This is a genomic window from Nostoc sp. PCC 9305, from assembly GCF_963920915.1.
Lineage (GTDB): Bacteria > Cyanobacteriota > Cyanobacteriia > Cyanobacteriales > Nostocaceae > Nostoc.
Window position 1 is genome coordinate 1 of sequence record NZ_CAWUDN010000157.1, and the last position, 13,604, is coordinate 13,604.

9 protein-coding genes are annotated in these 13,604 nt (G+C 42.6%); 3 read left to right on the plus strand and 6 right to left on the minus strand.

Annotated elements, in window-relative coordinates; all coding sequences use genetic code 11:
* Window positions 1-208: 208 nt before the first annotated feature.
* On the plus strand, window positions 209-1,885 hold the full coding sequence (gene nadB / locus ACM0OX_RS33015; RefSeq protein ID WP_414519164.1) for an L-aspartate oxidase: 1,677 nt from the start codon (window positions 209-211) through the stop codon (window positions 1,883-1,885).
* Window positions 1,886-2,028: 143 nt separating this feature from the next.
* Here nadB and ACM0OX_RS33020 read toward each other — a convergent pair whose 3' ends face one another.
* From ACM0OX_RS33020 to btpA, 4 genes are all read right to left on the minus strand, one after another.
* The gene (locus tag ACM0OX_RS33020) at window positions 2,029-2,235 is read right to left on the minus strand and encodes a hypothetical protein (protein ID WP_414519165.1); all 207 of its coding nucleotides are present in this window, start codon (window positions 2,233-2,235) and stop codon (window positions 2,029-2,031) included.
* Between the two features lie 773 nt (window positions 2,236-3,008).
* A complete protein-coding gene (locus ACM0OX_RS33025) occupies window positions 3,009-5,213 on the minus strand; it encodes a CHASE2 domain-containing protein (RefSeq protein ID WP_414519166.1) in 2,205 nt (734 codons plus the stop codon).
* Window positions 5,214-5,831: 618 nt separating this feature from the next.
* Window positions 5,832-6,815, minus strand: coding sequence for a vitamin K epoxide reductase family protein (locus ACM0OX_RS33030; protein ID WP_414519169.1), 984 nt, complete (start codon window positions 6,813-6,815; stop codon window positions 5,832-5,834).
* A 159-nt stretch (window positions 6,816-6,974) separates the two neighbouring features.
* A complete protein-coding gene (gene btpA, locus ACM0OX_RS33035) occupies window positions 6,975-7,823 on the minus strand; it encodes a photosystem I biogenesis protein BtpA (protein ID WP_094352113.1) in 849 nt (282 codons plus the stop codon).
* Window positions 7,824-8,579: 756 nt separating this feature from the next.
* On the opposite strand from btpA, the gene rimO reads away from it, so the two are divergent.
* Both rimO and ACM0OX_RS33045 read left to right on the plus strand, forming a co-directional pair.
* Complete coding sequence (gene rimO, locus ACM0OX_RS33040; RefSeq protein ID WP_094352114.1) at window positions 8,580-9,899, plus strand: 30S ribosomal protein S12 methylthiotransferase RimO; 1,320 nt, start codon at window positions 8,580-8,582, stop codon at window positions 9,897-9,899.
* 258 nt (window positions 9,900-10,157) lie between these two features.
* On the plus strand, window positions 10,158-11,690 hold the full coding sequence (locus ACM0OX_RS33045) for a DEAD/DEAH box helicase (RefSeq protein ID WP_414519167.1): 1,533 nt from the start codon (window positions 10,158-10,160) through the stop codon (window positions 11,688-11,690).
* 245 nt (window positions 11,691-11,935) lie between these two features.
* On the opposite strand, the gene ACM0OX_RS33050 is transcribed toward ACM0OX_RS33045, so the two are convergent.
* On the minus strand, window positions 11,936-12,883 hold the full coding sequence (locus ACM0OX_RS33050; protein ID WP_414519168.1) for an aldo/keto reductase: 948 nt from the start codon (window positions 12,881-12,883) through the stop codon (window positions 11,936-11,938).
* A gap of 268 nt (window positions 12,884-13,151) precedes the next feature.
* Entirely contained in the window at window positions 13,152-13,376 is a 225-nt protein-coding gene (locus ACM0OX_RS33055) for a hypothetical protein (RefSeq protein ID WP_179066759.1), read from the minus strand.
* Window positions 13,377-13,604: the final 228 nt, after the last annotated feature.

The following is a 13,604-nucleotide window of genomic DNA, read 5'->3' on the forward strand; positions in this document are numbered from 1 at the left end:
TACAGATAACTGAATTGCAGTTAATGTAGCAAATAACAGCCCACTCCTGATTCTAAGGAGTGGGGCATGATATGAGTTATGAGTTAGGAGTTATGAGTTATGAGTTATGAGTTATGAGTTATGAGTTAAAAATTCAAAACTCCTCACTTCTAACTCCTCACTTCTAACTCCTCACTTCTCACTTCTAACTCCTAACTTCTCCATTACCTTGTCTCAAATAGATATTCCCAGCCAATTTGATGTTTTAGTAGTCGGTGCTGGTGCCGCTGGACTATACACAGCTCTGTGTCTGCCAGAATCCTTGCGAGTCGGTTTGATTACCAAAGAAACCGTTGCTTTATCCGCCAGTGATTGGGCACAAGGTGGCATTGCCGCAGCGATCGCCCCAGAAGATTCTCCCACGCTGCATATTGAAGATACGATCCAGGCGGGTGCAGGTTTATGCGATCGCACCGCTGTCGAATTTCTCGCCCAACATGCCCCTGGCTGTATTCAATCCCTAGTTAACTTGGGAGTCGCTTTTGACCGTCATGGTCAAGCCTTAGCTTTAACTTTAGAAGCCGCTCATTCTCGCCGCCGTGTTCTCCACGCTGCTGACACCACAGGCAGAGAAGTTACCACTACCCTCACCGCTAAAGTATTACATCGCCAAAATATTCAAGTCATTCAGCAAGCTTTGGCTTTGAGTTTGTGGATTGAACCCGAAACTGGTTGCTGTCAGGGAATTAGCCTGTTTTATCAAGGTAAAATCACCTGGATAAGAGCTGGTGCTGTGGTACTAGCAACCGGTGGCGGTGGTCAGGTATTTGCCCAAACCACTAACCCGGCTGTGAGTACGGGTGATGGGGTAGCGATCGCATATCGGGCTGGGGCTATCCTCCGCGATTTAGAATTTGTCCAATTTCACCCCACTGCCCTCACTAAACCTGGTGCCGATCGCTTCTTGATCAGCGAAGCTGTACGCGGCGAGGGGGCACATCTCATCGATAATGAAGGGCGGCGTTTTGCCTTTGACTACCACCCTGCGGGTGAACTTGCACCTAGAGATGTGGTCAGTAGAGCAATTTTCAGCCATTTACAACGTACCGCCCTTGATTTGGCTACTGCTCATGTCTGGTTGGATATGCGCCCCATCCCCGCCGACAAGATTCGTCACCGCTTTCCCAACATCATCAAAGTTTGTCAACATTGGGGCGTTGATGTCTTCCACGAACCAATTCCTGTAGCGCCAGCCGCCCATTACTGGATGGGTGGAATTGTTGCGGATCTGATGAATCGCACAAATATCCCTGGTTTATATGCCGTGGGTGAAACCGCTAGTACTGGTGTGCATGGGGCAAATCGCCTTGCCAGTAATTCCCTTTTGGAATGTATTGTGTTTGGAGCCCAGATGGCTAATATTAAGTTAGAAAATATTGGGCTGCCTTTAGAAATACCAGTGCTACCGTTACGGAAATTTAGTCCTGATGCTAGTGAATGGCACATCCAACAAGTACAGTTAGAAGCACTCCGGGAGAAGTTACCGCGTCTAGTGTGGGAAAGTGCTGGTATTTGTCGGGAGCAATCAAGGCTGGAAAGTGCGATCGCTACTATTGAATCTTGGCAGCAAGATTTCGCCGCTTTGCCTTTAACTCAATTCTTGCTTGCTTTACGTCCAGTAGAACCCGCTAGTTTTGACCTACCAGATGTTGAACGGCAATTGGGACTTTGGGCAGAAACCCGCAATTTATTAGATGTAGCTGATTTAATTCTCAAAAGTGCTGCTTTTAGAACCGAAAGCCGAGGCGGACACTTCCGTTTAGATTATCCTCAACCAGACTCAAATTGGCAAGTCCACACACTTATACAAACAAATCATTGGTGGAAATCTCCACTATTGTCTTGAATCAACTACCTTAGAGAGCCTGACGGTTCTCGCAACCCTAAGCACAACATCTTGCAATGAGCCGCTAAGTAAAAGATGTGGTGTCCAAGATGGTAGTTAACTCATTCCGCTGCTCTACCAGAATCTAAAATCTAAAATTGTCATCAACGGGTACCGCTACCATTATGACTGTCGGGACCACCATAATTTGGTGGAATGTATATGTCTTGTAAATTTTGAGAATTGACCTTGCGGGCGATTAAGGTATCACTGCTAGTAGGGCCAAAAGAATTAGCACTTGCAGTACTCAATATACCTGTGCAAGCAGCAATTTTTGGGATCAGTATATAAGCACCTATGCAGAATATCATAAACTTTGTGATTCGGAAGTTAGTCTTCATGTCTTTCAGTAAATTTACTAATTTTTTATTTCAAAGCGTATTTTTTATTTACTACCGTATATTTACTATACTTTTTGAAAAAAGTGTTTTAACTTTATGAAATTATTGCTGGTAGCGTACAAGTTATTGTGGTATTCGCTTGTCGATTAACCTTAATCTGCCGATATAAAAGAGTCTTTATACTTAAGTGGTATTCTTAATAAGCGGTTTTTACATCAGTCTCAGGTTAGATATGTCAATGATTTACTGTGAGCATTTTGCTTAATTTACTATTTATTAATAATATCTTAACACTTTTAAGTGTAAACACTATGTTTTCTGAATCAGGAGTTCAGAAAAATGTGAAATAATACTTATTTGATTGTATAGTTTAGACTTAATCTAGTAAAGATGTGTAAAGATAAAACAACATATTTATCGTGTTATAAGGATTTTTAAAACTATCAAATAGCGTAATAAGCGAATAAGTATAAGTATAATTTTTAATGTAATTTAAATTACATTAAAAATTATTTTCTTAATTATTTTTGATCGCTAATTGCTTTATGACATCAGTTATGAGATTTAGTCTTCAAGCCAACAATCCCTATTGGGTATATATCTTGGCTAAAAATTTACCTCGCAGAACACAAGCTATATTTTTCAAAATAGTGTCTTAGAGGTGTCTCCAGTCGAAATTCCTAATTTGAAGGTAAAAATTGTAACTATAGTGAAAAAAAGCTGGAGACTTGACTCTTAACTAATTAAGCAAACTCGTAGCGATTTTTACCCAAACGCTTTGCACGGTACATTGCTGTATCAGCTTGTTTCATCAAAGTTTCACTATCTTGACTGTTGTATGGGTAAACACTAATGCCAATACTGGCAGAGACTCGGATTGTATAGCCGTCCAAAACAATTGGCTTGGTAATACTGCTTAAAATTTTTTCAGCGACTTTAGCAGCTATTTGGACATTAGGAATTGCCCGTAAAATCACAGTAAATTCATCGCCACCCAAGCGAGAAACTGTATCACTAGCGCGTAAAGAGTTGCTGAGTCTTTCAGCAATAGTCATTAACAAGCGATCGCCCGTCTCGTGTCCCAAAGTATCATTGACTTGCTTGAAGCCATCTAGATCGATAAACAGCAGTCCCAGCAACAAGTTATTGTGTTGTGCCCAATGTAAGGACTCGTAAAGTTGCTCGGCAAAAAATTTGCGATTGGATAAACCGGTGAGTGGGTCGTGATACGCTAAATAACGTAAGTGGTCTTCTTTAAGTTTTAATTCATTGTTAGAGCGGAATAGTTCAGCAGCAGTACGCTTGAGCTGTTCTTCCATCAGCTTACGCTCAGTAATATCTCGGATGACACCAACTAAAAAGAAATTGCCAGCTGAGTCTTTGTGGAGCGATCGCTTAGTGGCAATTTGATGAGTCTGACCATTGGCATTTGTAAATTCTTCTTCATGTTCTTGGGGTTGCTGAGTCCGAAAAACAAGATCGTCCTGTTGTCGAAATACATCAGCCTCATGTTTTGGGAAAAAGTCATAGTCTGACTTTTCAATTAAAAACTTATTTGGATAACCGATAAATCGACAATACGCCTCATTTAAAACAATCCACTGATGTTGTTCATTTTTCACAAAAATTGGATCGGGGATCGTGTTGATAACGTGATGCAAAAATTCTTTGGAACGTTTCCACTCTTCCTGCATGTGAGCGATATGACTAGTCATCCAAATAGCTGAAGTGCCAAAGCAAACCAGTGAGGGAATGAGCGGTATCCACCAACCGTATAAGAAAGCAAGGTATGCACTCACGGTCAATACAAAGCAAGAAGCTAGGATACAGAAGAGACTCCTAGTTGCGTGTCGTATCCGCCATATCGTCACGGCTCCCAAATAAGACCAAACAAAAACCCACAAATATTCTACCAAGTCAGGCCAAACTTTGAGTAATGGTCTTCCATGTACAGCAGCAGAGATTAACTCACTAATAAAATAAGCCTGCAATTGAATACCAGGTACAGGCTTTGCCGTACCAATTAAACTGCTGGAGTAGGGAATAAATACAAAATCTTGGAGACTGGGTGCAGTGGAGCCAATAAGTATAATCCGATCTTTGATTAAGTTTGCTTTGACTTTATCTGCCAGTACATCTCTCATCGATACCTGGCGAAAACTACAAAACTCTCCAGACGAACTTTGACATTTAGGTTTGGGAAAATTGCTCAAAATTTGGTAGCCTCTATCATCAGCTCCCACATAAGCACCATCATTAGCCTCAAAACGAGTAAATGCTGCCTTACCCAATTGCAAATACTCAGGGTTACTTTTTGCTTTAGTGGGAGTAATTCCCTTTGACTTTAAATACAATAAAGCCAACTTCAGGGCAAAACTTTCGTGTACTTCACTTTTAACGTGCCAATACAACAAACTGCGACGCACTTTACCATCAAGATCGTACAGCACGTTATTAAAGCCCACTTGATCCCGATCTAGTCCCAGTGGAGGCGAAACACTAAAGTTTTTGTTGTTATCATTTGCTAGTAGTTCAATACCAATCAAGTTGGGCATTGACTGATAAGCATTACGTAGTTCTTGATTACCAGGCTCTACTGGTAAATTTCTGTAGATATCTAAGCCAATCGCACGGGGTTTGTGGACATTTAATTTTTGCAACAACTGGGCAATCTTCGCATCTGGAATTGGCCACGAACGTACTTCATTTAAATAAGCCTCATCAATCACTACGATTGTAATCCGGTCCTCTGGCGGTTCATTTGGACGTAAGCGAAAAAATTGATCCAAAGCTGCCAACTCCAAAGATTGCAATAATCCAATGGAGTGCAAAAGCAGGACGCAGACTGCAACGCTGGCCGCAGTAATCAATTCTCTGTGTCCTCGACTAAGCGATTGTTTCAGTCCAAAGGTTAACTTCACAAAACGCTTGCCTAGCTGCTGATTCATTCCCATTACCTAGTAGGCAGAAATATTCTCTATTTCCTATAGCTATTAACTATCGGACTAACATAGCTCAAGTAGGAGCTAAATAGAGTTTCTAAAAATTTTTTTAACTCAGCAAGGTTCTTTAAGACATCGTGGTATTTGTGATGTATTACCATATATTGAGGCCAATTATCTGACTAAAAGGCAACTGTGACTCTTGTGGCTCTCAGCACAGATTAATCAACATTGTTGGAAGTGAGTTCAGTAAATTTAACTCTTAAAGCCTTGTCTAGTAGAGCCTACTCAATTAAACTCACATTTGCGATCGATTAGGTATCTTACTGAGAATTACGTTAACTTCCAACAGAAACAGTTCCCAATTCGAGCCTTGACATGATTACATCCCAAGGTGGCTTTCAAGTGTTATAGAAAGAAATTAAAATATACATTATTTTAAAGTAAATGTACTTAGCTAATTTCCTTGAGCTTAAGTATTTGTAGATAAAAGCCGCAGGAAAATTGGTAATTGGGCATTGGATAAGACCTATTATCTGTTACCAAAAACAAAAAAGCCAACTGGAAACAGATTTTACTCTATTCATCCAGTTGACTATGGGGTGTGAACTACTGAAGGTCAGTTTACTTGAAATACTTAAAGTTCCGAGGCCCCGTGTAACCAGAAACTTTTGCTAGTTCCTCTAAGTTTTGGACTCCGCTATAGCTTTTACCATTAACGATCCAAGTGGGGAAACCTTCAATTTTTGCAGCTTTACAGAGTTCTGGTTGAGCTTTGAGTCCATCGGGGGCGCACTCTACCTTAATACCATTATTGATTATTTCCTCAGCTTCTTTACCAAAAAGCAGCTTTTGTTCATGACAGTGAGGACACCAATAAGCACTGTATTCCTTTGCACCTATCTTTGCTAGATGGCTTGCTAAAGCTATTTCTGCCTCACCAGAAGTAGTGGTAACTTCCCAACCGAACGCTGGGTTGGGGTTTTCCTTGGGAGTAAAGATAATTTTTGTAGGTTGTCCAGGAGTTCCAGGTGTCACATCTGATTGATTCACGCCAGCATAGACGCCTAAAGTACCAATCAGCGTTACCATCCCGACAATCAGGGCGGTAAACAAGATTTGTCCAATATCCTCCCAAGTCCGACCGATAATCGTTAGGATCAAAAGACTAACAGAGAACAAAGCTGAACCGATACAGTAAGGACAAATAGCTTTGATTTGAGATGTCAGCACATACATTAAGTAGCCGCTAAAGACAGACATAGCGATCGCACCTACCAGCAGCAGCCACCACGTCCAATTTTCCAATTGTTTGCGGTTATTGTTTTCCCCTGAGTTGAATACCAAGGGAGCCAAAGCCAATATCACCATACTGGTGTATGCCAAAAATCCAAACAAAGCTAATGGCTGTCCAAAAACCGTTGCCCAAGGACTGGAAAGCACATCATTACAGCCCTTAGCGCCAGCCTGTGCCACACACGCGGCACTGCCTCCGGTTAACTTTTCTATAGTGAGATAACCTGTGATCAAAGCACCACATCCAGCGATCGCGGCAATCAATGGACGTGACCATTTATGAATCCAAGGAGTAGAACGGCGGCGAATCATAAATATTGGGGAATGGGGAGTAGTAATAGTTAGGAGTTTAAGAGTGAGGAGTGAGGAGTGAGGAGTTAAGAATGAGGAGTTAGGAACAATTAGTTTAAAACTCATAACTCATAACTCATAACTCCTAACTTCTAACTCCTAACTCTCTTTCCCCACTTTCTAAGAATGTAACTTCACTTGTTCGGCTGATTTGCTTTCACCTTTGGAGTTCCAATTGCGACGGGCGGCTTCCACAAATTGACTGACGCGAATTGGGTCAATTGGTTGCTCTATGCGTCCATGACGTTTTAGGGAGCTGGAAACTATGACACCATCTGCTGCTTGCATCAATGTATCAATATTTTCCCAATTTGCCCCACTCCCAATGAACACTGGCGTGCCATTTGCTGCGCCACAAGCTAGTTCCAAATCTTCTAAGTTAGGAGGACTACCAGTAGCCCAACCAGATAAAATCACTCCGTCTGCTAAACCCCTTTCAATGGTGTCTTTCACGGCGACTGTGAGATTTGGAGAACTCAAAGGACGGGCGTGTTTCACCAACACATCGGCCAGGATTTTAACATCACAACCCAACTCCCGTCGATAGCGGAGTAGTTGATGGGCTTCTCCCTCAATTAATCCTTGGTCGGTTGCCATCACGCCTGTGAGGACGTTGACGCGGATAAATTGCGCTTGTACACAGCTAGCGATCGCTATTGCACTTTTGGCATCGTTTCGCAAAACATTTAAACCTATCGGCAAAGTCACCAAATTCTGTATGCGCTGCACCACAATGGTCATGGCACTCACAACCACTGGATCGACTTGGTTTTTGGTAAACGGCGCGTCGAAAAAATTCTCGACAATCAGACCGTCAACCCCTCCACTTGCCAAGGCTGCGGCTTCTTGTTCGGCACGATCGATCACCGCTTTTAAACTACCTCCCCAACGGGGTGAGGTAGGCAGTGGTAGCAGGTGAACCACGCCAATAATTGGTGAGCGAGTTTTAAATATCTGATATAAGTCCACGTCTTTAATCCGCCTCGCGGAGTCCAGAGTCCAGAATTTTTTGACTATTGAACGCCAGTTCAACACCACTCCTCTTAAGGTCGGGAACCTTTTTACAGGGGTGGCTCTTCAACGGGGAAAACCCCGCACGTGACTGGCTCCTTTTGACCCTTGACTCTTGACTTTTCATTAACTAGTCAAATGTGTTTTATGATAGTCGGCTTATTGCCTCTTTCCTCAGATGGAAATTGGCGTGAAACCTCCCATAAGATATGTTAAGATAAAACCTGGCTACAAGAGGAGTTTGCCACTCACTAGACGCAAGGCAGCTTTCCGTGGTTTAGGCGTCTTGTCCGCGCATTGTCGTCGGACTTGCCAATCGCCAGGGTAGCATTACTGCTTTATAGGCGTAGTCGCTTTCGTCGATTTCCCTGAGGGTAGCGACTTCTCACAACAAGCCCTTTGGGCGGCTTCCCGATGGGTAGGTTAACAACGCACACGCTGTGATAATGTAAAATATCAATAGGCGAATTGTTAAAAAACATTACAAGTGTCAAATGTACCCAAAGACACTTCAATTTACCCTGGGGAACAGATTGATAAAAATATCATAACATGACCTCTATTTTTATTATTGATAGGGTCATAATTCTACTGACAGTTGGTGACAGTGAAAATCTGCCATCGTACTGTTATTAGAAGGATAGCGGTCTAAAAAAATTGAAATTAGCGCCGGAATGTTGACTACAAGAAAAAAAATGAAGATATTTTCAAAATATGGGTGACAAGCCAACAATTGCCATTTCTCATCTGGGTTGCGAGAAAAATCGAATTGATACAGAACATATGCTAGGACTGCTCGTAGAAGCAGGCTACGGTGTAGATACAAATGAAGAGTTAGCAGATTACGTTATTGTTAATACTTGTAGTTTTATTGAAGCGGCCCGGCAAGAATCTGTCAGAACTTTAGTAGAACTGGCAGAGGCAAATAAAAAGATCGTAATTACTGGCTGTATGGCGCAACACTTCCAAGAGCAACTTTTGGAAGAGTTACCTGAAGCAGTAGCGGTGGTGGGTACAGGCGATTATCACAAAATTGTTAATGTAATTGAGCGTGTTGAACTTGGCGAGCGGGTTAAACAGGTTAGTATTGAGCCAACCTACATCGCCGATGAGACTACACCGCGCTATCGGACTACGACAGAGGGCGTTGCTTACCTCCGAGTTGCCGAAGGTTGTGATTATCGTTGTGCATTTTGTATAATTCCTCATCTTCGAGGGAACCAGCGATCGCGTACTATAGAATCTATCGTCGCCGAAGCGGAGCAGTTAGTTAGTCAAGGGGTAAAGGAAATTATTTTAATTTCCCAAATCACCACTAACTACGGTCTAGATATTTACGGTCAGCCAAAATTAGCCGAATTACTTCGCGCTTTGGGGAAAGTAGATATACCGTGGATCAGAATGCACTACGCTTATCCCACGGGACTGACCCCAGATGTAATCGCGGCGATTCAAGAAACACCCAACGTCTTGCCTTATCTGGATTTGCCCTTGCAGCATTCTCATCCAGATGTTCTCCGCTCCATGAATCGTCCTTGGCAAGGACGCGTAAATGATGGGATTATAGATCGCATCAAAACGGCGCTACCAACAGCCGTATTGCGGACAACATTTATTGTTGGTTTCCCAGGAGAAACAAACGAGCATTTTGAGCATTTATTAGAGTTTGTTCAAAGGCATGAATTCGATCATGTTGGTGTCTTCACCTTTTCCTCTGAGGAAGGAACCCCAGCTTACAAGTTGCCAAATCAGTTGCCCCAATTGGTGATGGACGAGCGCCGATACCAACTTATGGAAATCCAGCAACCGATTTCCCAAAAGAAAAATCAACAGGAAGTAGGCAAAATCGTTGATGTCCTGATTGAGCAAGAAAATCCTGAAAGTGGTGAATTAATAGGTCGTTCAGGTAGATTTTCCCCAGAGGTTGATGGTCTGGTATATGTCAAAGGCCAGGCAAAATTAGGAACCATCGTGCCAATAGCGATTCACCACGCTGATACATACGACCTCTATGGTCAGGTAGTCAATAACTAAATTGTTATTTGTCTTTTGTCCTTTGTCTTTTGTTAAATGACCCTTCCAGATTCACCCTTATTCTGAGGTCAACGCTGCATTAATGGCAGTTTTCGTGAGGGTTTACCTGAAGTTCGCGGATTCGTTGGCATAGCTTGAGGCTGCGCTATCGCCCTTGGCTCACTAGTAGCCAATAACTAATGACTAATGACTAATGACTAAATAACTAATGACTAAATGACTAATCCAAAATCCTTACATAAAATTTAGGACGAATTAATGACTCTTTCATTTCAAGAATTAGGAATTTCCCAAGAGCGTGTCGAAGAACTAGAAAAAATCGGTTTTACCGAACCAACTAACATTCAAGTGCAAGCAATTCCCCAATTGCTAGCCGGTCGTGATGTAGTCGGTCAATCTCAAACTGGAACAGGCAAAACGGCAGCATTTTCACTGCCAATTTTAGAACGGCTAGATATCAATCAAAGAGCCGTGCAAGCCATAGTTTTAACACCAACTCGTGAATTAGCAATGCAAGTTCACGATGCGATCGCCCAATTTATCGGTAATGAAGGATTGCGGGTGTTAGCAATCTATGGAGGTCAATCAATTGACCGCCAAATGTTACAACTCAGACGTGGCGTTCACATGGTTGTGGGTACTCCAGGACGGGTAATAGATTTGCTCGATCGCGGCTGTTTAAAGCTCGATCAAGTGAAGTGGTTTGTGTTGGATGAAGCCGATGAAATGTTGAGCATGGGCTTTATCGACGATGTAATCAAAATCCTCTCGCAAGCGCCCGTAGATCGCCAAACAGCTTTATTCTCGGCAACAATGCCACCATCGATTCGGATGTTGGTGAACAAGTTCTTGCGATCGCCTGCAACTGTCACCGTTGAGCAACCAAAAGCCGCTCCCAACAAGATTAATCAGGTAGCTTACTTGATCCCCCGCCACTGGACAAAAGCCAAAGCTTTACAACCAATTCTGGAAATGGAAGATCCAGAAACAGCTTTAATCTTCGTCCGCACCAGACGCACCGCCGCAGAACTCACCAGTCAGTTACAAGGTGCTGGTCACAGTGTTGATGAATACCACGGTGACTTGTCGCAACAAGCGCGGGAACGCTTATTAATCAGATTCCGTAACCGTCAAGTTCGCTGGGTGGTAGCAACTGACATTGCAGCAAGAGGGTTAGATGTCGATCAACTCTCCCATGTAATCAACTTCGACTTACCCGATAGCGTAGAAACTTACGTCCACCGTATTGGTCGTACTGGTCGTGCTGGTAAAGAAGGAACAGCAATTTCTTTAGTACAACCATTTGAGCGCCGCAAACAGCAAACATTTGAACGTCATAACCGCCAAAGTTGGCAAGTGCTGACGATTCCCACACGCGCCCAGATTGAAGCAAAACACATTCTGAAATTGCAAGAACTGGTGCGGGAAGCTTTGACAGGTGAGCGTTTGGCTTCATTCTTGCCCATTGTCAGCGAATTGATTGAAGAATACGATGCTCAAGCGATCGCCGCAGCTGCACTACAAATCGCTTACGATCAAACTCGTCCTGCTTGGTTGAGTTCAGACGTGGAAATTCCCCAAGAAGAATCTTCTGCTCCCAAACCAAGACTCGGTAAGCGTCGTGAATCTTCTTCTAGCGATCGTCCCCGTGCTGCATGGAAATCAGATAGCAGTAATGGAGACGAAAGACATTCTTCTCCCAAGCCAAAACTGCGGACAAGTGGGCACGAGTCTTCTGCATCCCCTAGTAAAAAGATAGGTTCACCGACAGCTAGAGAATCAGCTTCTTAGTCAACAGTTAGAAGTTAATCAATTTTGGATTTTAGATTTGAGGTTTTTTCTTCAATCCAAAATCCAAACCTGAAATTGGAGAGTTGAGAGTTAGGAGTCAAGATTTTGACTTTGGCTCTTGACTTTTTGGCTTTTTGGGTAATTTTTTCTACAAGTTTGTAGGAAGATAAAACAGGAGTCAGAATACAGAATTCAGAATATTCTACCCTCCTGTGTTTGAGTAGAGACGTTGCATTGTAACGTCTCTACAGCCAAGGACGACTAACTAGTTCTAGCTCTCCAATTTCATCGTCGTTCAATTTCCAGCCCAAAGCGCCAGCATTTTGCCGTACCTGTTCAGCTGTCTTCACCCCAGCAATGGGAATAACATTCCCCTGAGCAATTAACCAGTTGAGAGCAACTTGGGCAGGAGTGCGATCGTATTTTTCCCCGAAGTTGCGTAGCAAAGATATGACTGGGACAATTTTTTGCAGTCCTTCTTTCTTAAATCGCGCGTCTATTTTCCTCGCACCAGTAGGGGTTTCAGCACTATCAATACTGTACTTGCCTGTGAGTAATCCCTGAGCTAAAGGACTATAAGCCAAGATAGTCACACCCAACTCACGGGCAGTTGCGATAATACTTTTACTTTCAACTTGGCGACTGAGTAAAGAATAGCGTACTTGATTTACAGCCAAAGGCACTCCACGGTTCGCCAATATTTGATGCGCGTCTCGCATTTGCTCTGCTGAGTAATTACTTACACCAACTGCGGCAATTCTGCCCCGCTTTACTTCATCCGCTAGGGCATTCATCAAAGTTTCTTGACTTAAAAAGAAGGCAAAAGGCCAATGTACTTGATACAGGGCGATTCGCTCTAATTGCAAGCGTTTGAGGCTGGCTGTTAAAGCATCCGAGACGGATTGGGCTGTAAATCGCCACGGTAGGGGGCCAAATTTTGTGGCCATTTGTACAGGTTGTTGTGTCTGTTGCAGAAATTCTCCCAAAAATTTCTCTGATAGTCCCATTCCGTAGACTTCGGCAGTATCAAAAAAGGTAATACCAGCGTCTAAGGCTGCTGTAAAGGCTTCTTGTAACTGTTCTGGGCCGTAGCGATCGCCATAATTCCAAAATAGTTTATCACCCCAAGCCCAAGTGCCGATGCACAAGGGCGTAACAGATGGGCCATTTTGCCCCAATGTGATGTTTTCCACGGTTGCAAAATATAGTTTATTTACATTTCTTTACTTTTATAGTGTATCGTTATAGACAAGATTGGGTGCGATCGTCACCACTTGGCTGCAAATCTTGTGGTGTCCCAGCTACGGCCGTCGTAGACATCGCGCCTTGTATAAAAATTTAAAACCTGAATCAAACGCGCATAAACAAGATCCCCGAAAACTTTTACGAAGTCGGGGATCTGCAGGTTGCAATTCTCACAAATCAAATAGGATTGCTATAGTTGAGTGTATTTACTTGTATTTAAGAATTAGATGATTTATCCTGCTTGGGTTTTTTGATTAATTCCATGTAGACATTAATCTCACTAATTTCTACATCATGCTCAACTCTGGTTACTTTCCATCTCTCCTTTTTCAGGTAAACTTCCTCTCCTACTCTGGGAGTAAATTGAAGATCGTAGAATTTTTTGAGAAAATCTTTTTGATTTTCTTCCCATAATATTACTTTGACTGGTTCTTTACTCATTGCTTATGCCTTTTTGGTTACTAGATGAAGGTAAGTATTTTGATGACATACATACGGCAAGTTTATCTTACTAATTCAATGTAATAGCGTAGTTAAAACCACATTTTAATATTGATATTTTTATGTGGCTTGATTGTGTACTATAAAGTTACAGCACAATACCATAACTCTAGTAACTGGAGTTTAGACTAAGCCATACAAAATGACCCAGCAGGGCTGAGTTAATCA

Excerpts from the sequence above, each read along its gene's own strand:
- ACM0OX_RS33030 (WP_414519169.1), bottom strand. The coding sequence starts at position 6,815 with ATGATTCGCCGCCGTTCTACTCCTTGGATTCATAAATGGTCACGTCCA.
- ACM0OX_RS33055 (WP_179066759.1), bottom strand. The coding sequence starts at position 13,376 with ATGAGTAAAGAACCAGTCAAAGTAATATTATGGGAAGAAAATCAAAAA.
- ACM0OX_RS33025 (WP_414519166.1), bottom strand. The coding sequence starts at position 5,213 with ATGAATCAGCAGCTAGGCAAGCGTTTTGTGAAGTTAACCTTTGGACTG.
- ACM0OX_RS33045 (WP_414519167.1), top strand. The coding sequence starts at position 10,158 with ATGACTCTTTCATTTCAAGAATTAGGAATTTCCCAAGAGCGTGTCGAA.
- rimO (WP_094352114.1), top strand. The coding sequence starts at position 8,580 with ATGGGTGACAAGCCAACAATTGCCATTTCTCATCTGGGTTGCGAGAAA.
- ACM0OX_RS33020 (WP_414519165.1), bottom strand. The coding sequence starts at position 2,235 with ATGATATTCTGCATAGGTGCTTATATACTGATCCCAAAAATTGCTGCT.